Below are 23,054 nucleotides of genomic sequence, written 5' to 3' on the forward strand. Positions count from 1 at the left end.
TTTTCCCTTTTTTTCAATATTTATTCTTCTTCCTTCTTGCTTCTTCCTTCCTTCGTACGGACGTTGCATGCAACGTCTCTACTATTTGTAACAAACGTTGATCAAATTGGTATTAACAATTGCATAGGGTTCTCCGCTGAATTTATATTTAGCTTCTACCCAATTTTCTCCTTTAGAAGTTTCCAGAAGAGTTGGTTTGACTTTTCCCATAAATCTTCGCTGTAAAAATTGATGATTCATATCAATTAAATTTTCTTTAATAAATGAATAATGAAAATTACCCGACGGGAAAAATACATGGTTTTATATTCATTATTAGACCAATTTTTAATGTCTGGAAAGGGCACGGTTTTAGCTAATTATGTTTTTCTAGAAAAGACAAAAATATGACCATAAGCTTCCTGACAAGGATAACTTTTTACTCCTTTTGGTAAAGGGTAACCTGTTGTTCAACAATTAATAATGAATAATGAATAATGAATAATTACCTCTCTATGAATTGAAGAGGATTGACAAATTCATGAAAATTTTTCTTCACAGGAGTCGATTGGATATGGCTCCGAGACCTCGCCATCCCACCCAACGGGGAAGCTGCGAAGATCGACCGCTTATTATCCCCTTAAAAGGGGAGGCTTTAAACCACAATTTTTCGGTAAATAAAAAACTTTTGCTATTTTTCCAGTGTTATCGTATTGCCATCCATGATAACTGAAGTAAACCAGATTTAATATCAATTTGTCGGTAAAGCAGAAACTCCTCAATATCTAGATTCAAAAACTTCCTAAATTCACCGATAATTGATATAATTAATCCCATATAATATTACTATTTTTTTTGATTTAATAATGGCAAGTTTAATCTTACTATTTCTGTTAAGTCTTACTCAGGTTTTAGGAGATATTTGGTTAAGTAAAGCCATGAAACAATTTGGGGAAATTAATCTAGTTAATTCTGAAAATTGGATACCATTAATATCTTATTTACTGACAAATTTTTGGATTTGGTTAGGAGTAATTTTTCTCATGCTTTCTCTGGGGTTATACCTCACTGTTATTTAGAAACTTGACCTGAGTTATGTACTATCAATACACTCTTACACTTATTTATTAAATGCTTTATTTGCTTGGTTGATTTTAGGCGAAACAATTTCAAATATGCGGTGGATAGGAACTCTAATTATAACTATTGGTCTATTGATTGTGGGTTTAAGTAAAACTCTTTATGAAGACCGACGATACCATAATTTTCATCTCCTATTAATGGCATTAGATTTGAGTTTTTATCGGTCTAAAACTTGCTTGGCGATCGCGATAATTGCCTTAGCTGATTCCACAGGAGATTTATGTCTTGCCAGAGGAATGAAATAAATCGAAGAAGTAAATTTACAATCAATGAAAAATCTCATTAAACAAGTAGGTAAAATCCTCATAAATCCTTTAATTATTGGTGGAGTTTTTTGTCAAACAATTGCTTTTTTATCATTAATTTCAGTCTTAAGTTGGGCAGATGTTAGTTTTGTCCGACCTGCCACAGCTTTGACTTATGTTTGTAGTATTTTAGGAGCGAAAATTTGGTTAAAAGAAAAGGTTTCTCAAGGTAGATTTATCGGAATTATTTTTATTGTTATTGGTCTGATAGTTAATCGATAAGGAAGAAGGAAGAAGGTAAGCATTTCCTCCGGAATGCTGCGCAAACAGCTATTAGCTGTCAGCTAGCCTCCTCCGGAGGAACTGCGTTAACAGCAACAAGACTCTCTTCTTAAGGACAGTGTTTAAATTAACGACTGACTTTACAGCGGTTTTCATTTGGGTAGACCACAGTAGGGACGTTCCATGGAACGTCCCTACAATGTTTTGCTTGTGAAGATTGTGGTTCATCAATTTGAAAAGCGCTGTAAGGGCAAGGGAGACAACTTTTATAGTAAGACAATTAATCAAGCTTCTATCCTAAATTAAAATCAATAGCTGATAGCTGATGGCTGACGGCTGAATGCTTACGGAAGAAGGAAGAAGGAAGAAGGAAGAATAAAGAAATTATATTACCGAATAATTAATAATTAATAATTAAATAATTCTGGTTTAAAGCCGACCCTTTTAAGAGAAAAAAAGCGGTTGAGGGATGGCGAGGTCCCCTCGCCATATCCAATCAACCAAGACAGCCGTTGTTAGTGGAGCTTCCCGTAGGGTGGGATGGATTGGTTTTCTAACCATATCCAATCGACCAAGAGAAGAAATAATGTTTCCTTATATTCAATTCCGTAACGGTTTTAACCAGAGGTAATTATCAATTATCAGTTAATGAAAGTAGATTCCAAGTATATAAAGTACAAATATTAACAATTAAATGAATACAAGTGCGTGAATCTTGCCCGCTTCGGGGTGTACTTCACCAAGGTAGAATCCGCTGTAAATCCAGCTCACCCTGTGAGCAAACTGAAAGTATAGATATAGAAAGAGATTTAATGAATTGCCGGAATATTATTCAACTACAAGAAAAAGGTGATTGAGAATGAGGGGATAATTTGGACTATATTTTGGGTTAAATTAGATAAATAGCGGAGATTTAATACTGATGAATAAAGCAATAACTCAAACCATTGCTTCTACATTTCCCTTTTGGGAAAACCTAGATTCTGAAGCAAAAAAAAAATTTCTTAACGAATGTCAACACATCAGTTTGTCACCTGGTAAATTTGTTTGTTTAGAGGGAGATATTTGTTATCATTTGCCACTCATAATTTCTGGAAATGTTCGTGTTTACAAAATAGGAGAAAGTGGCAGAGAAATTACTCTTTATCATCTAGAAAAAGGTGATAGTTGTATTATGACAGCTTCTTGTATCATCAGTCAAAAAGTATTTCCGGCATTTGCCATTGCCGAGACGGAAATTGAAGCTTTGATTATTCCTGCAAATAGCCTCAAAAAATGGGTAAGGCACAACACCATTTGGCAAGAATATATCTTCGGACTACTTTCCCAACGATTAGCTAATGTAATTGAAATAATTGAAGAGGTTGCTTTTCATCGCATGGATTCTCGAATTGCATCATATCTTTTACATAATGTCAATAGTCAGATAAAAAATTTACAGATAACCCATGAAGCGATCGCTCAAGAATTAGGAAGTTCCAGAGAGGTAGTTAGTCGAATTCTCAAAACTTTTGAAAGACAAAAATTATTATCTCTTTCCAGAGGAAAGATTGAACTACATAACTGGGAAAAACTGGAGAAGATTGCCCAGTTAGGAAAATATTAATTAGGGCTTGCTGGTTAAATCTCAAAGCATTGATATATAAATACTTTAGCCTTTTTGATCTCGAAAAAGGTGCGCCTGTTTTAGCTCTTCATGCTCAAAAAGGAGCGTATTTTAGGCGCATAGTTGGGCAGAACAATCTTGGGACAAAACGCCCGCTCCTACCTCCTCGCTCCCAAGCCATTTCTCCTGTCTCCTGTCTCCTGTCTCCTACCCTCACCAATAAGACTTTTTCAGCAAACCCTAATTAGAAAATGTATCTTTTTCCTTATGGGTTTAATACCCCACCGTCTACACGGTGCAAATTTGGTAGGTGAAGTGAGAATCCTCATCAACCCAAATCTTCTGACTCCTAATACGAAATCCGGTTATACAGTTATCGCACTTTCTACTTCCATTCAATGCAGACAGAAAATGCCGGAATATCCCCAGATAATTCTCACTCTCATTCTTCCTTTCTCCTGACTCCTGAGGACTGACTCCTTCTTCAATATGTGACTTTATCACAGAACAAATAGAGATAAATTGGCTATTGTTTTTCATAGATGACTAATTATTAGGAGGTCAAAATCACTATGGAAGAAAGTCTCCCTCTAGAATACCCTTCAATTTCTCGCCGACAATTACTTAACTTTCTAACTGGTGCAGTTGTCGCAACTACCGCCAGTACCGCACTCTATCCTGCAGCAAAATTTTTTGTCACCCCAGGAGAAAGTAACGAGGATGGTTCAATTATTGCCAGAGACCGCTTGGGATATCCCATTCCTGCCAGCCAGATTTTAGCACAACCAAAAGGAACTCGTGCTTTAGTCGCAGGAATAGCTGGAGAACCAACATATCTGGCGATCGCAGAAGATGGTAAGTTAGACACCATGGGAATTGTCGATAATTGTACCCATCTCGGTTGTACTTTTCCCTGGAATCCCAATGACAATCAATTTCAATGTCCCTGTCATGGTTCTCGTTATGCTGCTGATGGTTCTGTTGTAAGAGGTCCTGCTCCTCTTCCTCTGAAGCTAGTACAGGTCAAAGTACAAGAAGATGTCATCTGGATTTTTCCTTGGACAAAAAATGATCCCCGAACAGGAGAAAAACCTTGGTGGATTTAAGCATCAATAGACATCTCCAGAAAAGAGGCAGTAGGCAGCTTTGCTGTAGGCAGTAGGGAACCCACCCCTCGCCCCTCCCCCTCCCAGGAGGGGAAAGAATTGATATATCTAGTGTGATAATTGATTTGATTTTTTATTATAGGAGATGTCTAATTTACATTTACAGCGGTTTTCATTTCGGTAGACTACAGGGCGAATGGCCATTTGCTAACTCAAAGCTCCGCTATCGCCTCTACAGGATTTTGATGTGGTTCATCAATCAGCAAAAGCGCTGTAGTAGATCAAAAACTCTTCTATAAACTTTAAATAGATTAGTTTTTTGTATTTTTTTAGGCTATATTTTGAAGTGTGATATCAAATCCGTTTAATTGGACATAAAAAAATTCTTAAATCGTCATAACTACGCTCATCAAAGTGATTCTCTCTCCTCCTGACTCCTGACTCCTCTTGACTTAACCAATCTATAACTGTTTCACCGGATTTGATATGAAATGTGGGCGATAGACTAGCTTTGGTTGAAGGTGCGTTGCAACGCACCCTACAGGTATAATTCCTGTGTAAGTTCTGAATAATTAAAACCGCATAATCCAAGGCAACTCTTCCATCACTGCCCGCAGAGAATCTACATTACCTTTTCTTATTAAAGCTTTTGCCGTATCTAACAACTTACCTTTCTTGATTGACTGATAAGCATCCTGCATCGACACTGCAATATTCTGCATTAAACTCGAATCTCGATAACAATTAATCATAAATTTTGTACAACCATCCCTTACCAACTTTGAACTATCAAACTCATAAATAGAACACATCGGTTCATGCCAAAAATGACAACGCCATAAGTTTAAATCCCAGTCCAGAAAAAAGAAACGATAACCCGCCAAACAAGGATAACGCTGTTCCTCATCCTGTACAAACCTCTGCATTTCCTCCAGAGAAAGGGTCGGGTTAACTACATGAAATTTCTTTTTCAATTGCTTCACCTTTTCGTAAGCTTGCCAGAGACTTTCATTTGTGTGAGTGACCAGACCAGCATCAGAAAATCCCAGAAAATTAGAATCAAGTTTAGTTAATGGATAAGAAAAAACCACTGACTCAAAACCAAGGGATGTCAAAAAATCAGGCAGTGCATTATAATCAACCAAATGACTCATGGTGACAGAAGCAGTCGAATACATCCCAATATCTTTTAGCACTTTGTTAGCTTCTTTGATTTTATTGCATACACCAGGCAACCCACGATTTTTCTCGTGAATTTCTTCAGTTGCGGCATCAACCGATATGATTAAACTAGATAAACCTGCATCAGCCAATTCGTGAATTTTGCTCGGCGTTAACAACCCACCGTTTGTCACCACCATAGGTTTTATTCCTAATCCTGCTGCATGGTCAACGAATTTGATGAGATTGGGATTAAGAGTAGGCTCCCCACCTGTAAAAACTAGATATCTAATACCTTCTCGAAACAGAATATTAATTGAGTCTAATCCTTCATTGAGTCCGACAAACTGTGTTTGCTCTTTAGGAAAAGTATCTCGTGCAAAGTTACAGAAACCACAATTAGCGTTGCAAACATTGTTAATGGCAAATTGACAGAATCCTGGCCCCCTGCCTGAAAAACTAGCTGTAAGGTATCTAGGATGCTAGTTGTAGTTGACATACCGCGATTTTTTTGTTTGGCGGTGAGTTTTGTACTGCTGTTCTCAGGTGTTTTGTGGATGTTTGTTTTCATGGTTATTAGTAGTTACGGCGTTGGTGATTTGAGGTATGATATCTGTGCAGATAAGAGCGCGATAGAACTTCGTTACCGCTTACGCGACTAAAAAACTTTCTCCTTATACTCGGGGTTTCTTCTTCTTTCTTATCTCCTGACTCCTGACTCCTGACTCCCCCTCCTGGGAGGGGTTAGGGGTGGGTTTACTCCTAAGTAATTATGATTAGTATCATACCCTACATTCACCAACGCCGTAGTTACTTTACTTTTTAGGGGTAGGAAAATGGGTAGAGGTTTGGTAACCAAGACTCTATAGGAGTTATGCTAATAGCATTTCTGAAAAATATTGCTACTTAACAGGAAATACAGCCATGATACTAGAAGATTAGCCACCTCCGTTCCAGAATATTATCAACAGGACTTACACAAACTCGTAGATCATACGCTATCTGTAGAGGGCGAATGCCATTCCCTATATATGGCAGTTCTGCGTAAGTCCCGATCAATTGAAAAGCGCTTTAATAAAATTTATTAGATGATAACAATTTTACACAACAAACTTCAAAAAACTTATATACCAGTGTCTATGGTTTCATCTATTATCAAGCTATCAATATAGGTAGAAAGGGAAAATAATGAAAGTATCTCGCTACAATATATTTGTACCGCTACATCAAAATCGTATCCTCGCCTACAATGGTATGAGTGGTGGCTTGGCAGTATGGGAAAAAGAAGACTACCAAACCTATCAACAGGTTGTTGACGGCAAGCCTCCTAATAATGCCGATGCTCTGCGCGAACTTGCTAAAGGCGGCTATTTAGTCAACGACCAGATCGACGAGTTAGCGGTGCTCTGGCAGCAATACAGAAAGCATCGCTTTGATGCGAGTACCGCCATCTTGACTATCGCCCCGACTCTCGGGTGCAACTTTAACTGCGACTACTGCTTCCAAGGCCAAGATAAACCTCAAGAGGCCATGAGTCAGGAAGTGCAGGATGCCCTCTTTGATATGGCAGTGCAGATGGTTCCTTGGATTAAGCATTTGCACGTGGCCTGGTACGGGGGGGAACCCTTACTGCGCAAATCAATTATTGAATCCCTTTCGGAGCGGTTCATGCACGTCTGCGACTCCACTGGGGTCCGCTACGATGCCATGATGGTGACAAATGGCTATTTGTTGAACGCCGAAACTGCGAAATCTCTTTACCAGCGTCGGGTCAAGCAAGTGCAAATCACCCTCGATGGCATGGCGGACTACCACGATACTCGCCGCACCCTGCTGACAGGAAAAGGGACTTTTCAGCGCATCATCGATAACGTTAAAGAATGGATCGATGACGTGCCTCTGGGAGTAAGTGTCCGGATAAATATCGACGATCGCAACCGGGAGAACATCCACGGCCTGATCGACGATCTGGCAGCCCAAGGTCTGGCAAATAAAAAGAACTTCAAACTCTACTTTGCCCCCGTCGAAGCGATGACCGAAGGCTGTCACATCGTCGCCGACGTGACCATGCAGAAGTCTCGCTATGCGGATCTGGAAACAAATCTATTCCGCTACGCCTTCGAGAAGGGTCTGACATCCCTACCCTATCCGCCGCGCTTTCGAGGAACTTGCGGTGCCGTGCGCCCGCGTGGTTTCGTGGTGGTGCCCAACGGGGACATCCACAAGTGCTGGGATACGGTGTCTTGGCCGGAGAAACGCATCGGCACGGTCTTCAAGTTGGAAGACATTCGCCAAGACGAGCAGGCCATGAAGTGGATGAAGTGGAATCCCTTTGAAAATGACACTTGTCGCAACTGCAAGATTTTGCCAAACTGTGCTGGTGCTTGTGCTTTCAAGTTCGTTCACGCGGAAGAAACCCGAGGCGAAGCGGCCATTCTTCCCTGTCCCAGTTGGAAGTACAACATCAAGGAGCGGTTGGTGTTGCGAGCTTTGAAAATGGGGGCGATAACCTCCGATGACTATGACTTTGATGCGGTGAAAACGAATCCTGCTCAACTGTGCGCCGACGTGCATATTCCCGGCAAGTCGCTGCCAGACAAGATGAAAGCTGCCTACGCGGTGGCTGCTAAGTAATTAATCTCAAAAAACACTTGGAGGAAAAAACTCATGAAATATCTCGTTCAACCCCTCGTTCAAGAATGTGCGGTAGCCCCCGGACCGGAAATCAACGACAACCGGGTTTATAGCATGACTGCTGTCCATAGTGGTAAGGCCATGACGGTCAAAGATGACAACAGTATCGTTCAACAAACATGGGCGGAGGAAGATCGTCAGCGCTGGAAAATGGAGTTTCTCAGCTCCTCTTACGGACCTAGTGGCATTGATGCTGTCTTTAACTGGGAAAGTCGGAATGATGCGTACTTTTTCAAAAAAAACTCATACATCCGCTACGACCTGAAATCCGATAAAACCGACTCTGGCTACCCAAAGCGGATTTTCGATTACTGGCCTGGTATGCCCAGTAATTTTTCTCAAAACATCGATGCAATCTTGTACTGGCCCCAGCGAGACGGTGCCTACTTTTTCAAAGGCAGCGAGTACGTCAAATACAATCTGAAAGACGACCGAGCAGAGCCTGGCTATCCCAAGCCAATCGCAGATTATTGGCCGGGAATGCCCAGCGATTTTTGTCAAGACATTGATGCAGTTTTTTACTGGCCTCAACGGGACAGCGCCTACTTTTTCAAAGGCAGCCGGTATGTAAAATACAACCTGAAGGACGACCATGCCGAGTCTGGCTACCCAAAATCGATTTCAGGATACTGGGACTATATGCCGAGCAATTTTCATCAAGACATTGATGCAATTTTTCACTGGCCCCAGCGGGACAGTGCCTACTTTTTCAAAGGCAACCAGTATTTGACATCCTCCCCGGCCTAAAGGCACGGGGATTCCTACTGAGCCGTAGCTCCTCGGCGGGTTGACGCTTCACAGGGTGCTGCTTCCTTGGCGGTAGTCTAACGCTTCCCTCCACGTCCGTTTAGAGTTTCCGAGTGCCCCCCGGCAACTAATAACACTATATCATATATTCAATTGACTTAACATAAAAATAAAAAGTCGCCCTACAAGGGCGAGGCTTTAAACCCAATTTTTCGGTAAAGGATACCTCCTCGGTTGGGGATGATTTTAACGACAAGACTTCGTCTGTTGTGGTAGAAAAAGTAGTCACACTCTACAGGGATGCAGATTACGAAGGAACCAGCGAAAAATTAGGCATCGGACGCTACCGCATGGGAGATATAGCTGTGGGGAACAACACTCTTAGCTCGATGATAATTCCTCAAGGTTTGATGGCGATTCTTTACGAAAATGAAAACTTTGCTGGTAATTACAAGGTTTTCTTTGAGGACACCCCGGCGATAGGAGCCTACGGTTTCAACTTGTTGACTTCTAGTATCATTATTAAAGCGATCGGCATTCTCATTCCCAAAAATGCTCTCAATTTTGGCGATACCATCAGTCTCAAGTCTGATTACAACAACGATTGGATGGCTGGAGGAGACAATGGTTCGCTGTACACGAGTAGTCAAGATCAAGGATGGGAAAAATTCATCGTCGTTCGAGCTGGGGATACTAAGCACTCCCGACTTGTTGGCTACGGCGATATTGTTGCCTTGAAAAGTCAGTCTCATAATAAGTACGTGACTGCTTCATCGAGCGGCAGTGCGAACGCCAACCAAGATGATATCGGGAGTGATGAAAAATTTGTTGTCGTGCGAGTCGGAGACACTCAAAGCAAAGATTTTGTCGCTCAAGGAGATTTCATTGCCTTGAGGTCCTTAGCCCACGATACCTTCCTTAACGTTGATGGAACTGATGTTAAATCGAACGTGACCACGCTTCAATCTCGCGCCTACTGGCTGGTAGACAGCTACATCAACAATTACCCCTATGGCGATGCGAGCTTTGGTACTTCTATTGCTTCTAGCAACATCCAGAGAACCTCTAGCTGCGCTGCAGAAGCCTGTGGAGAAGATGCTGGTTCTATAAGTGTTTGTGCAGCCGATGCCTGTGGTGCCGCAGCTTGCGGAGTTGACATTAACTTGGTATCAGCTTGCGGTGCAGCAGCTCTCGGCATTGGCATTTGCGGTGCAGATTTTGCTCTTGTCGGTGCCTGTGGTGCCGATGCCTGCGGTGCAGCAGCTTGCGTTGCGGCAGCTTGTGGTGCAGCAGCTTGCGGTGCAGCAGCTTGCGGTGCGGATGCCTGTGGTGCAGCAATTTCTCATTCAGGTTCTTGTGCTGAGAACTTATGTGGTGCGGATGCAGGTGGCATAGATGCTTGTCCTGCTGATTTCTGCGGCGCTAACGTCTGCGGTGTGAATCTCTGTCCGGCAGATGTTTGCGCAGCAGATGCTTGCGCTATAGACGTGATTCCCATTGTTCCGGGAATTTAGACTGGTTTGCTCCTTTGCAATCGATTTCTCCCCCAATCCCAGTTTTGGGGGTGATCGTTGTCCCCTTTTTCAAAGAGGAAAATCGCACTAAACCTCCATCAAGGCTGCCAATTATGATTCACCTGGTCTACATGCCGTTCGGCTCCATCACCCATCCTCCCCTAGCTTTGGGTTTATTCAAAGCTCAACTGCAACAAGCGGGTATCCCCTGCCGCGTCCACCATTTCAACCTGCGCTTTGCCCAACAAATCAACTTCGGCGCTTACGAAACCATAGCCCTTTTCAAAGGTGTTCAGACTCAAATTAGTGAATGGCTGTTTGCCGAAGCAGCTTGGGGCGAACCCATCGGACCCGACGCCGAGGAATTCCTGGAACTCTGCGGCGAAGAACTGGGCAACGTTCCTCACGTCCCCAATATGAAAACTTGGTTGCGCCAAATCCGCCAAGAAATTGTTCCCGCCTTTCTCGACGAATGCGTGCAAAGCCTCCGGGATGCTGGAGATGTGGAAGTCGTCACCTTTAGCTGCACTTTCTTCCAAACTCTTGCTTCCGTTGCCCTCGGACGCCGACTGAAACAAGAATTTCCCCTGGTCAAACTCACCTATGGCGGTGCCTGCTTCCACGACGAAATGGGTGATGAACTGATAAGAAAAATTCCCTGGATAGATGCGGTGTCCGTGGGGGAAACCGATGATGTCATCGTGCCGTTTTTTCAAGCAATGCTGGCAAATAAACCTCCCGAAGGGTTGCAAGGAATTCTCTACCGCCACGGCAGCGATGAAGTCCAGGTTGCGGCTCCCTACCAACCGGTGACGGCGCAAGTTCTCGACGCCCTTCCGGCACCTAACTTCGATGACTTTTTTACCGATGCGGCAGCCGTCGGGTTAACTCAAGCTCCCAGTTGGCAAAAAGCGCTATTTCTTCCCTACGAAAGTTCCCGAGGCTGTTGGTGGGGACAGAAACGCCACTGCACTTTCTGCGGGTTGAATGCTGACGGCATCAACTATCGGGCTAAGTCTGCGGAAAACCTGTTGAATACTTTCGAGTATTTTGCCCGACGCTACCCCATCGCCCGCACTTACCGGGCTACGGATAATATTCTGGAAAACGATTATTTTGAGTCGTTGCTGCCAGTGCTGCAAGAGAAACCTTTTGGAGAAGATTTGCAACTGTTCTATGAAGTGCGGGTGACGATGACTAGAGAACAGATTAAGGCCATGGCAGATGCGAGGATTACCTGCGTGCAACCGGGAATCGAAAGCCTGTCGAGTCATATTCTCAAGTTAATGAATAAAGGCACGATCACCTTACAGAATGTTTTCTTTCTCAAGTGCTGCCGGGAATATGGAGTTATGGTACTCTGGAACAATCTGATTCGCTTTCCTGGAGAAACCCAGGAGGATTACCGCCAGATGGCAGAGTTGATTCCCAAGTTAGTGCATTTCGCTCCCCCACCAGGAGGCTCTCCGAAGGTAGAGTGCCATCGGTTTAGTCCCTATTTTAGCGAAAAAGAACGTTGGCTAGAAAGTATGCAACCGGCGGCTTGGTATGGGGGGTTGTTTCCCAGCGATCGCATCAATTTGTCTCGAATTGCTTACTATTTCGATGCAGTCTGGAAGGACACTTTAGAAGATGAAGTCTACGATGAAGTCGTGATTGCGGTGTTGGAGTGGATTCGAGTTTGGCGAAAATCTCAGGAACTGCCGCGCCTGATTTATCGGTTCACTGCCGATGGTAATTTATTAATTGAAGATACCCGCTGGGGTCGTTTCCAGGTTTGGCAGTTGAATGCAGCAGAAGCTAGCATTTATCAGGCAATTGACGCTCCTATTACGGGCAAGCAACTGTTGAAAAAACTGCGGGGAACTGCTGCTGGATATTTGACCAAAGAAGAAGTTTCGGGGGTGTTGGCAAAATTTATTGATGGGGAGTTTGCTTTGGAAAGCGATGGCTTCTATCTGGGGATTGCGAACGCTTCTAGCACTGTCGATCCGCCTTACGAGTTCCGGTGTCGTCAGTTTGGCTACGAACCTGCAAATCAGCTTTCAGCTAAGAGTCGGAAATTGGAGAGAATATCGGCAAAATGAGTAATATCATGTCTGGTTGAATACTTACACTTTGGAAGAGGTAAGGCAGAAGGCAGAAGGCAGGAAGCAGAAGGCAGAAGGCAGGAGGAAAGAAAAGGTTAGAAGGGAAAAGGTTTTTTGATCGCTGATTATCCGGACATGATATAAAATTGTAAATGCTCTCGTTTGCCATCCGGATAATTTCTATGAATACGGTGGGTTTGGTTTCGATGGGGAACAAATCCACCGAGCTACATATAGTCATTCCAGTTAAGATTGAGACAAGGGTTTCTTAACTTGAAAGAGTTTCAGCTAAAAAAGTGTTTCAGTCTTATTCAGAATGACTATATGTGCAGATTTTTTGAAGTAGGAAAAGAAAAATGGAAGGATTAACATTAGGATTGACGATCGCGGCAGCTGTGATAATTGTTGTGGGAGTGGGGTTAGGAATTGTTTTCAGCGTCTTTTTTCAAAATATGAAGTCGGCAGGTATGGAACGCATACAGGAACAGTTCCCTACAGAGGAAATAGTGCGCTCGGAGCAAACTGCCAACTTTCTGGGTCTGAAATCTCGCGGTCGCGGTCAAATTCGTGGCAATGGAGTGCTAGCATTAACTAGGAAAGAATTGTGGTTTAGTCGCTTTGTCATACGCGACGATATTAGTATTCCCACTGAAAGCATCCAAGAAGTTCGCCTAGTGGATAGTCACCTAGGCAAACGCATCTTTGGTCGTCAATTACTCTACGTTTGTTTTCTGACTTCTGATACAATAGATGCAGCTGCTTGGTTAGTTGCAGATCCTTATGGGTGGAAAAGAGTAATTGACTTAATCAAGGAATAACGGTTTTCTGTATCAGAAAATATACTATTTGATTGTACTAAATCTCGGCTTTGTTGCATGAAAGTAGCGATATAGCTGAGAAGATATGGATATTCATCATCGGGGAGTATGGGAATATTTTTCTACTTTTTTCTCCTATTGCCTTTATCCCACAAACGAATCCATGGAGCAAAATTGTCATCAAGGTCAAGATACCAAATGACTTTCATAGACGCACTATCAAACTGTAAAGTCCAGGATTTTAAGTTAGAAAAAAACGGAGAGGGTGGGATTCGAACCCACGGAGGTTTGACCCTCACTCGATTTCAAGTCGAGCGCATTCGACCACTCTGCCACCTCTCCATTAATAAGTCAAAAGTTAAAAGTCAAAAGTTAAAGGTCAAAAGTCAAAAGTAGGAATACTCTATAGCGCTACGCGCAAATCAGAAGTAATCTCTGACTGGGTTTGAGCATTTAGGAATGTCCTAAACTTTGCTTTGACTGCTATAACTGTTTTGACATTTATATATTATAGCACTTGTACAGGCTCAACAACAGATTTTGATGGGGAATATAAAATTTCTTCAACTGCTGTAAAATCATGGCCAACCCAAACCAAAGCAGTTTGAGATACAATACCTGCTTTCATAGATACAATTGAGAAATTCCGTTTTTTCTGGCCTTCAATTTCTATAATGCGTGGCACACTTGCTGCATTCAAATATAATGTCCCTTCGGTATCTACATCAATACGCTTACGCAACTTTTCCTGAGTATGTCTCAATCTATGGTGCATATGACCAAAAGTCACTAAGGGAATTTTCTTGCCCAATTGCCGAGATTTTGCAATGGCATCGCTAAAATCAGGGTCCCCATAATCCCCTCCCCTGGGTGGCCAGTCGCGTCCGGCTGGATCTTCAGGAGCATCTCCCAAACCGGCAGGTCCATTATGACCAAGAAAAATTATATTGTTACATACTGCGTTCTCTACTGCCTTGACTATTAAATTAGTAGATTCCTCAAAACTATTAACTCCAAACCTTTGCTGATAAAAATCTTGATATTTCCATTCTGGACCTCCCCAACTAAAAGGACGAGTCCCAATAACTGTCAAGTCTAACTCTGGAAAGTCTCGCTTTCCATAACCTACATGAGCTTCTCCAAATAAGTCTATTTGTTTTTGTACTCTATCTTCTTTAGTTTGGTCATAAGGGCATTTTTTTCTGCCCCATTCTGTTGCGGTATACCAAGCATCGTGATTACCAAAAACTGCTGCTTTAGGGATATCAATAGCAGCGATTTTTTCTACAACCTCTACTGCTTCATTGCCATAATCTCCCACAAATAGTACTAAGTCAATTCCTAGATATTTGAGGGCTTTTTCATCTTCTGGTTCCCATTGATCGTGAACATCTCCAACAATGGCAATTTTACTTAATTTTTCTAGATTATCTTTCATTTTTGCTTTCTTTTGCCAATATTATTTTGTCTGAATTACTAGAAATATTTGGAATCTTTTAAAGATTAGCTGCTATTTGCTAAATCTAATCTATCCAATCAAATTTTTTTTGACATAGTAAATAACTATATGGAAGTTTTCTTTACTTATTTATTGTAGAATTTAACTCAAATTTATTCTCAAAAATAGACTTAAATCTAGGTCATATTGTATCACGATGGAACATCAACAACTAATTATTTTTACTCGCTATCCAGAACCAGGAAAAACTAAAACACGATTAATACCTGCTTTGGGGGCTGAAGGTGCAGCAAATTTGCAACGTCAGATGACTGAAACAACTGTCAAAAAAGCTAATAAGTTATTTGATTTTATTTCATTATCGATTGAAGTTCGATTTGTCGGTGGCGATTTAAAATTAATGAAAAATTGGTTAGGTTCAGATTTAAAATATCAAGAACAAGGTATAGGGGATTTAGGGGAACGTATGGCAATAGCGTTTCAATCTGCTTTTAATCGAGGGATGAAATATGTGATAATTATTGGTATAGATTGCCCTAGTTTAACTCCTGAAATTATTTTACAAGCTTTTACTAAACTGACTCAATCTGATGTGATAATTGGTCCTGCAACAGATGGGGGTTATTATTTAATTGGTCTGAGAAAAATTACTCCAGAATTATTTCAAGGTATTAATTGGGGAACCTCTGAAGTCTTGTCAAAAACTGTAGTGATCGCTCAAAGTATGAAGTTAGTTATTGACTATTTACCTAAGCTTTCTGATGTTGACCGTCCAGAAGATTTAGAAAATTTACAGTTTTAAATTAACTAATACACATCTAATTATCATTAAATTTTAAATTTAATTCGCTTGAATAGTAAGGATGTTGAAGAAGGCAGCTATGCTGAAGGCAGCTATGCTGAAGGCAGAAGGGAAAATTGCTGATGGATACTCCTACACGCCATGCAGACTTTAGCTATTAGCTGTATTACCTTTAAAGGATAAAAAAGCAATAGCTGAATGCTTACTCAATTTCTGATATTTTAAGTCAATAAATTTGATTCCTTTCTTCAATATTCCTTCGAGGGTAGCAAGGTTATACCATTTCTCTATGAAGTTGCACTTATAGCGGTTTTCAAATAGATAGACTACAGTGGCCAAAGCATTCTCCTACTGTCTGTTCCCTACTCCCTACTCCCTACTCTCTAAACCAAAATAATTTTGTAGTCTACTTAAATTAAAAGCGCTGTAATATAAAGATGAGAATAGTCAGCATAATAAGGTATGAGCAAAAATTATTAAGCACATTCTTACAGAGAAATGGTATTAAAAATTGATGACTGATAACTGATAAATGATAACTGAAATGACCAGTATTTCGATTATTATTCCTGTTTTAAATGAAGTTAGTACGATTACCCAAACAATTTCAACAGCCCAAACGGCAAAAGATAAAGACATAGAAATAATAGTTGTTGATGGAGGCAGTAATGATGGGACAATTGAGCTGATTAAATGTTTAAATATCCAAGTTATTTCTTCTGTTCCTGGTCGCGCCACTCAGATGAATTGTGGAGCAAAAATAGCAAGGGGAAAAATTCTTTTATTTTTACATGGAGACACTCTTTTACCTTCAAATTTTGACCGAATGTTGGAAGAGATATTGGTCAAACCGAAAATTATTGCAGGTGCTTTTGAATTAAGTATTAGAGGAACAAAAAAAAGTTTACGAATAGTTGAAAGAATGGTAAACTGGCGGTCGCGTTATTTGCAAATGCCTTATGGAGACCAAGGAATTTTTCTCCCAGCCAAAATTTTTCAAGAAATTGGTGGTTTCCCAGAAATACCAATTATGGAAGATTTTGAATTGATACGACAGTTAAAAAAAAGAGGAAAAATTGCAATTGTACCAACTCCAGTATTCACCTCTGGTCGTCGGTGGCAAAAATTAGGAATACTCAAAACTACTTTGATTAATCAAATAGTTATCATTGCTTATCTACTTGGGGTATCTCCAAAAAGACTAGCGCGATTTTACCGTAGCCATATTTAAGGAATCAATCAGAAGGTTTTGGACTTTCAGAGCTACTACCAAAGAAGAATCACAAAATATTTAATAAACAAAAATTAAAAATTTATTAATAAAGACCAGATTAGATTAATTTTTTTAAAGTTGAAAACCAATTTTGAGAATAGAATGCACCTACCTCGTAAAATATGAGCTTAATATCTTCTAAAGATTTTTGAACTTCAATTCAGAGGAAAGCTAAGTATGCCAGAAGCTACAGATACAGGATTTGTTCAACCCTATAATGGAGACCCTTTCGTTGGTCATTTATCTACTCCAATCAGTGATTCTGACTTTACCAGAGCATTTATCGGTAATCTACCTGCTTACCGCACAGGTCTATCCCCAATTTTACGGGGTCTAGAAGTAGGTATGGCCCACGGTTATTTTATCGTTGGCCCTTGGACAAAGCTTGGTCCATTACGAGATTCTGCTATAGCCAACTTAGGTGGGCTGATTTCTGCGATCGCCCTAATTCTAATTGCCACTATTTGCCTATCCGCTTATGGTATAGTTTCCTTCCAAGGAGATAGTCCTGAAGGTGCAGACCCACTCAAAACTTCTGAAGGTTGGAGTCAGTTTACTGGTGGTTTCTTCATCGGTGCCATGGGTGGTGCCGTTGTTGCATTTTTCCTACTAGAAAACTTTGAAGTTGTAGATTCCATTTTCCGTGGTTTAGTTAATAACTAAATATCTCTTAATAATTGAAGATGTAAATCTGATTTTTATATTTACATCTTGCTTTAATGGGTGAAATAATTACAGTCAAATTTTGCCAAAAAAACAAGTAAAATTTTGATTAAATCAGATAATCACCTACTTTGAAATAGTGTAATTTAAGGAGAATTTGAAATGACTGGTTCTTATGCAGCAGCTTACTTACCTTGGATTTTAATCCCCGTAGTTTGTTGGTTAATGCCCATTGTAACTATGGGTTTATTATTCCTTTACATTGAGAGTGAAGCCTAGTTTTTTTATCAGTCTAGGTCAATAAATTAATTGAACAAAGTGGCGTATTAACATTTACCTGATTAACAATTCAGGAGATAAAAACGCCACTTTTTATTGTTTTTGGGGGTAGTTGATATTGGCAATATTTTCTATCTGAAAATAGCTGTTAGAGACTCATGTTAGATTGCTTTCCTGCGGAATGCTGTCCAAATGTTCCAAGTTCTAACGGACTACGCAACAAGTTTTTAATTTAACAGCATTTGCCCAATGAGTTTTCTGTTTCTTTACTCTATGTATTTGAAAGCATTTAGCTTGAATTTCAGGCTTGATGCTGCACCAAGAGTTCCAAGAATGAGAAGACTTAAAGTGGAAGTGGATTCAGGAATTGAAGAAGATCCAGGTACTTGCTTAAAAGTTAGATCGAGACTTGCAAAAGATACAACTGCATCGTCCCTGTATTCAAAAGGTATCTGTCCGCTGATGTCCCCTGTGAATACCCCAAGAATCTGATCGGAGCTGTAAAAATCCAAAAGCTCAAGAATTACAGTATTTGTTTCACCCAAAGGAGTTCTTCTGATATCTGGACTTGTTTTGAAGTCAAGTCCAGCAATCTTAAAGAGGTCGGAAATAATACCGTTACTGCGAGGGGTAATTGTTAGGGTGAAAATTGCCGATTCTAAGTTAGAAGGAGAAGGAATATCAAATGGGGAATCAGTGAAGTCAAATATCCAAGATGTTATGTCATCTGCTCCATCTCCAACTACACTACCGCGTCCCCCTAGAGTAATGAAAAAGTCACCATTCGTAACTGTATCTGGAGCAAGTACAGTTGGAGGAGAGACACTACCACTTACGCTGTCTGAAAGAGTAAAAGCAGAGGCATTATTTGCCATTAAGCTATTTAAAGAAACTGCTGCCCCAAGACTACATAGAAGCGCTTTAACGTAATAATTCATGGTTACCTACTTTATAAAACTGATAGAATACGCTACATAAAGTGAAAAATTGACGTTGATAGCAGCTAAAGCAAAGGTTACGACATCACTAATAGCAATTAACTGTTTTAACATTGTTAATTTCCTTCTGCTTTTTGGATCAGACGATCGCCATAATGAAAATCTCACCTTTAAATACAACCGATACAACTATCGATCTTATCCTCTGATTTATGCACTGTCTAAAACTTGTACCTTACACGCCAAATCAAGGCTGTACTTTATTTTTTTGTCTGATGATTAAATATTTATGAGTTGAAAGAGGTTATGCGATTGAGTGAAAAACGTAGCTAAATATTGGGTGAATCAGGTATTACCCAAAGGCAGTAATTATACTTGTAACACCTACAAAGAGAATTATAAACTATATGCAGTAATGTGCAAGCCCTGTTCATAAAAATTTACAACCATTATTCTAATCTAAAAATAGGCTGATGTGAATGAATACCTTTTACCCCAGGAGTCTAGGGAGGGTCCTGAAGAATTAAATTACTTGCAGCACTCAGAGTCAACCGACACACGAGCTTTTATATAGAATCCGGTTATATAGTATATGTTCATTATTCAATCACCCCATCATATAAAATCAGGTGATACAGTAATCGCCAAATTACTTTCTCAACTAAAATATGTTAAGCATGAATACGAATTTAAAAATTTATGCATTTTCATTTCCTTTCTTACTCCTTACTCTTTACTCCTTACTCCTTACTCATTACTCATTACTCCTCAGTAATACGATAACTAATTACCCGGATTCTATATTACACTTCCAAGGAGGAGTGGAAACTATCCAAACTAAAACTTTCAAATCATTAGTGAGAAATATGGAAATGCCAGCATAAAGGAATACAATAATAAATCGGCACTATTACTTATAACTAAACCGTGAAAATATTCATCTACCACACTCCCGAAGAAACTCCCACAGAAAATATGCCAGACTGCGCGATCGCCGTTGATGTCCTCAGAGCTACAACAACAATGGCCACAGCATTAGATGCAGGTGCAGAAGCAGTACAAGTATTTAGCGACGTTCAAGAATTAATGGCAGTTAGCGAACAATGGCCTGCTGACAAACGCATTCGTGTAGGGGAAAGAGGAGGCAAAAAAGTAGAGGGTTGTGATGAAGGTAACTCACCCCTCAACTTTACTTCAGAAGTGGTCAAAGATAAACGCCTATTTATGACTACTACTAATGGCACCCGTTGTCTTCAGCGCATTCAAAATGCTAAAGTTGTCCTAGCAGCAGCACTTGTTAACCGTCGCTCCGTAGTTGAATATCTCAAAACCAATAAACCAGAAACTATTTGGATCTTGGGGTCTGGGTGGGAAGGTAGTTATTCATTGGAAGATACGGTCTGTGCAGGAGCGATCGCTCATACCCTAATTACAGAAACTAATTCTCTCCCAGATGAAACTGTAGGAAATGATGAAGTATTTGGTGCAATATCCCTCTATCTTCAGTGGGAGCAAAAATTATATGAACTATTAAATTATGCCAGTCACGGCAAACGTCTCCAACGCTTAGAATGTTATGAAGACCTCAAATATTGCTCTCAAACTGACACCTTAGATATTTTGCCTATGCAGAAAGAACCAGGAGTTTTAATTAGAGCTTCAAGAATTTAGAATGCGCGAATGCGCGAATGCGCGAATTACCTCTCCTTGAAAACGGATAGGATTGGGTTAAAAGGAATTTTTTTCTTCACAGGAGTCGATTGGATATGGCGAGGAGACCTCGCCATCCCTCGACCGCTTTTTTCTCCATGAATGGAGAGGCTTTATACCTTAATTTTTCAGTAAATAATATCAAATTTGGTTATACAGTTCCATTATTGTTAGACCACTGTAGGGACTTTCCATGGAATGTCCCTATAATACTTGTAGTTTTTATTTTATGTCCCATATTTATAGAACCCATTTATAGCAACTACCAGGTTGGTGTTTGACAATTAGTGCGAGCATCTTGCTCGCGTCATAAATCATCATAATTACTCTCCTCTTTTACAGCGCTTTTCAGATTGATAAACCACATCGCCACAACCAAAACCCTGTAAGGGCGAATGGCCATTCGCCCCTACTGTGGTCTACCCAAATGAAAACTGCTGTAATCAGTCCTCAAGAAATTCAGAAATAGGATATGGGAAAAAGGTAAAAAAATGCTCCCCGACTCCCCCACTACCCTACTCCCCTACTCCCCATTTTTTCCTAACAATAATGAACCTGGCATCGCTTTTTTGATCCAGTCTGTAATTATAATTTGTTCGCGATCGCATGATTCAATTACCTGACCATTTAAGTTACGAAATACTATTTCTTCTGGAATCTCTATTTCTTCCCCAGTAGGTACAATTATTTTCTCAAGTTGAGAAACGGCAAAAGGTCGCAAAGAGTGAAACACCACATAATTTCCACTCTCTCCAGCTAAAACCTCTGCTAAACCAACTTCTTGTCGATACTGAATTAACTTATGCTTAGACTTCATCCGAGAAAATATAGAAGTAGTGCGGTTGACATTAAAAAAAGGCGACCGCGTCGGTCTTGGCCAATTTTTTCGCAAAGAAATGGGGTCAGTTAAAATCTGACTACAAATTTGCTCAATATCTACTGCTACATCAGCATCTTTCCCCAAATGTCGCAAGTCCAAACAGACAGTATGCAGACCAGCTTCTTGTAAGCGATCGAGTTTATCCAAAATAAACTGGTCTTTATCCAAAAACATAAACGTACCATGCACCGTTTCCAAAGTAGGGAAAGGTCGGTTATTGCTATCTTCTGATGACACTGTAGTTTGCAGAGGTACTTTTTGCTGAGACTCAGAGTATAATAAATGTTGAGATAGTAGGGAACGTGGCGAATAAAACAACAAAATTTGCCCCACTCCCAAAACTTCGCAACTGATAGGAAGAGTTTGGCAATATTCAATTAGTTTTTGTTCTGGCAGTTCAATGGATAGTATTAAACGTTCCAAGGAATCAGAAAAAATCTCGCACCAACCCCGTAACGCTTCCAAGTTGTGATTACCTGTTTCCACAACAAATTGTAGCGCTATAGTTGGATAATGAGTTTTCAACCACCAGGCAGCACCTGGATCGCAAACCCTAACTGCCTCAAACTTGCTCAAGTCCCACTGAATCAGTTGTTCGCAAATCCTATTCATTACCTGTTCTGGCATCAGAATATCCCACACCAACACCGGGCGCAAACCTAATTCTACTGCTGTTGATGCTAACAACAGTAATTCTTTTTGTGAGAGTTTTCCTTGTCTGGCAAGTAAGGTAGGTTCTAATAAAACCTCTTGTAATTTAGGAGCGTTGGCACACCGTTTTAAATCATTGAGAGATGAGACAAAAGTGTTAAATTGCATTTTGTTTTGGATAAAAATATTTAACTCATTTGTATAAATATTTACTTCTCAAAGAGTCAGGACTTACGCACTGACAATAGATATAGAGTTTTGGTGTGTTACGCTAGCGCGCTTCACACCCTACTGGAGTGACATAACTATTCCCTATTCCCTACTTTTACAAAAAGTCTATATCTTTTTGGGAGATGTCTATTCTTTAATTCTTGACGTTGGTGATTTTAGGTATGATATCATATCTAGATTAAGAGCGCGAACAAAAAACTTTCTTTTCTACTACTCTTTCTTCTTATTTATTCCCTCCTGACTTCTGACTCCTGACTCCTAAAGAATTAAGATTAATATCATACACGCACTTCAGCAACGCCTAATTCTTTAATTTTCTAATCATTTTCATCACTTCCTGATAATCCTCATTTTTTCCTTGTTGTTGATAAAGATCGGCCGCTTTTTCAAAGTCATCTATTGCCTCTTGATATTTTTTGGTAAAGTAACGAAGTATACCACGATTATAATAAGTTTTAGCATCTTTTGGTTCCAGCTTAATTGCTTCTGTATAATCATCTATTGCCTGCTGATAATCCCCTATTTCATAATTAGAAATGCCTCGATTATTATAAGCATCTGCATAATCCGGATTAATCTTAATTGCCTCAGTAAAATCAGCGATTGCCCCATAAAAGTCCTTCATTTCATAAAGACAAATACCTCGATTATTATAGGCATCAGCATCTTTGGGATGAGATTTGATAACTGCCGTAAAATCAGCGATCGCCTCCTGATAATTTCCCATGACAGAGTGAAGACTTCCTCGGTTGTGGCAAGCGTTAGGATCGCTAGGATCGATTT

At 40.3% G+C, this 23,054-nt stretch carries 22 protein-coding genes and 1 tRNA gene; 15 read left to right on the forward strand and 8 right to left on the reverse strand.

Going from position 1 to position 23,054, the window contains the following annotated elements; all coding sequences use genetic code 11:
- Positions 1 to 81: 81 nt before the first annotated feature.
- Positions 82 to 240 (reverse strand): hypothetical protein, encoded by a 159-nt coding sequence (locus tag F6K23_RS07165; RefSeq protein ID WP_293152628.1) that lies wholly within the window; start codon positions 238 to 240, stop codon positions 82 to 84.
- Positions 241 to 845: 605 nt separating this feature from the next.
- Between F6K23_RS07165 and F6K23_RS07170 the strand changes: the two genes are divergently transcribed.
- The 5 genes from F6K23_RS07170 to petC all read left to right on the forward strand — a co-directional run bounded on the left by F6K23_RS07170 (position 846) and on the right by petC (position 4,361).
- Positions 846 to 1,058, forward strand: a complete 213-nt coding sequence (locus tag F6K23_RS07170; protein WP_293152631.1) for a hypothetical protein — start codon at positions 846 to 848, stop codon at positions 1,056 to 1,058.
- Positions 1,059 to 1,154: 96 nt separating this feature from the next.
- On the forward strand, positions 1,155 to 1,367 hold the full coding sequence (locus F6K23_RS07175; RefSeq protein ID WP_293152634.1) for a hypothetical protein: 213 nt from the start codon (positions 1,155 to 1,157) through the stop codon (positions 1,365 to 1,367).
- A gap of 24 nt (positions 1,368 to 1,391) precedes the next feature.
- The gene (locus F6K23_RS07180) at positions 1,392 to 1,649 is read left to right on the forward strand and encodes an EamA family transporter (RefSeq protein WP_293152637.1); all 258 of its coding nucleotides are present in this window, start codon (positions 1,392 to 1,394) and stop codon (positions 1,647 to 1,649) included.
- Positions 1,650 to 2,571: 922 nt separating this feature from the next.
- On the forward strand, positions 2,572 to 3,255 hold the full coding sequence (locus F6K23_RS07185; protein WP_293152640.1) for a Crp/Fnr family transcriptional regulator: 684 nt from the start codon (positions 2,572 to 2,574) through the stop codon (positions 3,253 to 3,255).
- Positions 3,256 to 3,827: 572 nt separating this feature from the next.
- The gene (petC, locus tag F6K23_RS07190; protein ID WP_124143436.1) at positions 3,828 to 4,361 is read left to right on the forward strand and encodes a cytochrome b6-f complex iron-sulfur subunit; all 534 of its coding nucleotides are present in this window, start codon (positions 3,828 to 3,830) and stop codon (positions 4,359 to 4,361) included.
- Positions 4,362 to 4,933: 572 nt separating this feature from the next.
- Here the strand turns inward: petC and F6K23_RS07195 are convergent.
- A complete protein-coding gene (locus F6K23_RS07195) occupies positions 4,934 to 5,944 on the reverse strand; it encodes a radical SAM protein (protein ID WP_293153152.1) in 1,011 nt (336 codons plus the stop codon).
- A 766-nt stretch (positions 5,945 to 6,710) separates the two neighbouring features.
- Here F6K23_RS07195 and F6K23_RS07200 point away from each other — a divergent pair.
- From F6K23_RS07200 to F6K23_RS07220, 5 genes are all read left to right on the forward strand, one after another.
- Entirely contained in the window at positions 6,711 to 8,156 is a 1,446-nt protein-coding gene (locus tag F6K23_RS07200) for a TIGR04463 family radical SAM/SPASM RiPP maturase (RefSeq protein ID WP_293152644.1), read from the forward strand.
- 33 nt (positions 8,157 to 8,189) lie between these two features.
- Positions 8,190 to 8,963 carry a hemopexin repeat-containing protein gene (locus F6K23_RS07205; RefSeq protein ID WP_293152647.1) on the forward strand — a complete coding sequence of 258 codons (774 nt, stop codon included), beginning with the start codon at positions 8,190 to 8,192 and terminating at the stop codon, positions 8,961 to 8,963.
- A 269-nt stretch (positions 8,964 to 9,232) separates the two neighbouring features.
- Entirely contained in the window at positions 9,233 to 10,477 is a 1,245-nt protein-coding gene (locus tag F6K23_RS07210; RefSeq protein ID WP_293152650.1) for a Cys-every-fifth RiPP peptide CefA, read from the forward strand.
- 50 nt (positions 10,478 to 10,527) lie between these two features.
- The gene (locus F6K23_RS07215) at positions 10,528 to 12,564 is read left to right on the forward strand and encodes a RiPP maturation radical SAM C-methyltransferase (RefSeq protein ID WP_293153155.1); all 2,037 of its coding nucleotides are present in this window, start codon (positions 10,528 to 10,530) and stop codon (positions 12,562 to 12,564) included.
- Positions 12,565 to 12,923: 359 nt separating this feature from the next.
- The gene (locus F6K23_RS07220) at positions 12,924 to 13,385 is read left to right on the forward strand and encodes a hypothetical protein (protein ID WP_293152653.1); all 462 of its coding nucleotides are present in this window, start codon (positions 12,924 to 12,926) and stop codon (positions 13,383 to 13,385) included.
- Positions 13,386 to 13,642: 257 nt separating this feature from the next.
- Here the strand turns inward: F6K23_RS07220 and F6K23_RS07225 are convergent.
- Together F6K23_RS07225 and F6K23_RS07230 are read right to left on the reverse strand one after the other, a co-directional pair.
- Positions 13,643 to 13,727, reverse strand: a tRNA-Ser gene (locus tag F6K23_RS07225).
- A 166-nt stretch (positions 13,728 to 13,893) separates the two neighbouring features.
- Positions 13,894 to 14,823 (reverse strand): TIGR04168 family protein, encoded by a 930-nt coding sequence (locus F6K23_RS07230; protein ID WP_293152656.1) that lies wholly within the window; start codon positions 14,821 to 14,823, stop codon positions 13,894 to 13,896.
- 217 nt (positions 14,824 to 15,040) lie between these two features.
- Between F6K23_RS07230 and F6K23_RS07235 the strand changes: the two genes are divergently transcribed.
- Positions 15,041 to 15,646, forward strand: coding sequence for a TIGR04282 family arsenosugar biosynthesis glycosyltransferase (locus F6K23_RS07235; protein WP_293152659.1), 606 nt, complete (start codon positions 15,041 to 15,043; stop codon positions 15,644 to 15,646).
- A gap of 150 nt (positions 15,647 to 15,796) precedes the next feature.
- On the opposite strand, the gene F6K23_RS07240 is transcribed toward F6K23_RS07235, so the two are convergent.
- Positions 15,797 to 15,985 (reverse strand): hypothetical protein, encoded by a 189-nt coding sequence (locus tag F6K23_RS07240; protein ID WP_293152662.1) that lies wholly within the window; start codon positions 15,983 to 15,985, stop codon positions 15,797 to 15,799.
- A 193-nt stretch (positions 15,986 to 16,178) separates the two neighbouring features.
- Between F6K23_RS07240 and F6K23_RS07245 the strand changes: the two genes are divergently transcribed.
- The 3 genes from F6K23_RS07245 (at position 16,179) to F6K23_RS07255 (ending at position 17,861) form a co-directional block, all read left to right on the forward strand.
- Positions 16,179 to 16,877 (forward strand): TIGR04283 family arsenosugar biosynthesis glycosyltransferase, encoded by a 699-nt coding sequence (locus tag F6K23_RS07245; RefSeq protein ID WP_293152665.1) that lies wholly within the window; start codon positions 16,179 to 16,181, stop codon positions 16,875 to 16,877.
- Between the two features lie 219 nt (positions 16,878 to 17,096).
- The gene (locus F6K23_RS07250; RefSeq protein ID WP_293152668.1) at positions 17,097 to 17,582 is read left to right on the forward strand and encodes a photosystem I reaction center protein subunit XI; all 486 of its coding nucleotides are present in this window, start codon (positions 17,097 to 17,099) and stop codon (positions 17,580 to 17,582) included.
- Between the two features lie 162 nt (positions 17,583 to 17,744).
- Complete coding sequence (locus tag F6K23_RS07255; protein WP_293152671.1) at positions 17,745 to 17,861, forward strand: photosystem I reaction center subunit VIII; 117 nt, start codon at positions 17,745 to 17,747, stop codon at positions 17,859 to 17,861.
- Positions 17,862 to 18,127: 266 nt separating this feature from the next.
- On the opposite strand, the gene F6K23_RS07260 is transcribed toward F6K23_RS07255, so the two are convergent.
- The gene (locus F6K23_RS07260; RefSeq protein ID WP_293152674.1) at positions 18,128 to 18,799 is read right to left on the reverse strand and encodes a hypothetical protein; all 672 of its coding nucleotides are present in this window, start codon (positions 18,797 to 18,799) and stop codon (positions 18,128 to 18,130) included.
- A 927-nt stretch (positions 18,800 to 19,726) separates the two neighbouring features.
- Here F6K23_RS07260 and F6K23_RS07265 point away from each other — a divergent pair.
- Positions 19,727 to 20,470, forward strand: coding sequence for a 2-phosphosulfolactate phosphatase family protein (locus F6K23_RS07265; RefSeq protein ID WP_293152676.1), 744 nt, complete (start codon positions 19,727 to 19,729; stop codon positions 20,468 to 20,470).
- A 562-nt stretch (positions 20,471 to 21,032) separates the two neighbouring features.
- Here the strand turns inward: F6K23_RS07265 and F6K23_RS07270 are convergent.
- Both F6K23_RS07270 and F6K23_RS07275 read right to left on the reverse strand, forming a co-directional pair.
- On the reverse strand, positions 21,033 to 22,208 hold the full coding sequence (locus tag F6K23_RS07270) for a U32 family peptidase (protein WP_293152679.1): 1,176 nt from the start codon (positions 22,206 to 22,208) through the stop codon (positions 21,033 to 21,035).
- Positions 22,209 to 22,572: 364 nt separating this feature from the next.
- Positions 22,573 to 23,054, reverse strand: a 482-nt coding sequence (locus F6K23_RS07275; RefSeq protein WP_293152682.1) for a tetratricopeptide repeat protein, incomplete at its 5' end; no start/stop codon positions are given.

Origin of the sequence: Okeania sp. SIO2C9, from assembly GCF_010672455.1 — a bacterium.
GTDB lineage: Bacteria > Cyanobacteriota > Cyanobacteriia > Cyanobacteriales > Microcoleaceae > Okeania.

Bases quoted from the DNA above. Each gene is read 5' to 3' on its own strand.
- F6K23_RS07165 (WP_293152628.1), bottom strand. From the start codon at position 240: ATGAATCATCAATTTTTACAGCGAAGATTTATGGGAAAAGTCAAACCA.
- F6K23_RS07170 (WP_293152631.1), top strand. From the start codon at position 846: ATGGCAAGTTTAATCTTACTATTTCTGTTAAGTCTTACTCAGGTTTTA.
- F6K23_RS07175 (WP_293152634.1), top strand. From the start codon at position 1,155: ATGCGGTGGATAGGAACTCTAATTATAACTATTGGTCTATTGATTGTG.
- F6K23_RS07180 (WP_293152637.1), top strand. From the start codon at position 1,392: ATGAAAAATCTCATTAAACAAGTAGGTAAAATCCTCATAAATCCTTTA.
- F6K23_RS07185 (WP_293152640.1), top strand. From the start codon at position 2,572: ATGAATAAAGCAATAACTCAAACCATTGCTTCTACATTTCCCTTTTGG.
- petC (WP_124143436.1), top strand. From the start codon at position 3,828: ATGGAAGAAAGTCTCCCTCTAGAATACCCTTCAATTTCTCGCCGACAA.
- F6K23_RS07200 (WP_293152644.1), top strand. From the start codon at position 6,711: ATGAAAGTATCTCGCTACAATATATTTGTACCGCTACATCAAAATCGT.
- F6K23_RS07205 (WP_293152647.1), top strand. From the start codon at position 8,190: ATGAAATATCTCGTTCAACCCCTCGTTCAAGAATGTGCGGTAGCCCCC.
- F6K23_RS07220 (WP_293152653.1), top strand. From the start codon at position 12,924: ATGGAAGGATTAACATTAGGATTGACGATCGCGGCAGCTGTGATAATT.
- F6K23_RS07230 (WP_293152656.1), bottom strand. From the start codon at position 14,823: ATGAAAGATAATCTAGAAAAATTAAGTAAAATTGCCATTGTTGGAGAT.
- F6K23_RS07235 (WP_293152659.1), top strand. From the start codon at position 15,041: ATGGAACATCAACAACTAATTATTTTTACTCGCTATCCAGAACCAGGA.
- F6K23_RS07245 (WP_293152665.1), top strand. From the start codon at position 16,179: ATGATAACTGAAATGACCAGTATTTCGATTATTATTCCTGTTTTAAAT.
- F6K23_RS07250 (WP_293152668.1), top strand. From the start codon at position 17,097: ATGCCAGAAGCTACAGATACAGGATTTGTTCAACCCTATAATGGAGAC.
- F6K23_RS07255 (WP_293152671.1), top strand. From the start codon at position 17,745: ATGACTGGTTCTTATGCAGCAGCTTACTTACCTTGGATTTTAATCCCC.
- F6K23_RS07260 (WP_293152674.1), bottom strand. From the start codon at position 18,799: ATGAATTATTACGTTAAAGCGCTTCTATGTAGTCTTGGGGCAGCAGTT.
- F6K23_RS07270 (WP_293152679.1), bottom strand. From the start codon at position 22,208: ATGCAATTTAACACTTTTGTCTCATCTCTCAATGATTTAAAACGGTGT.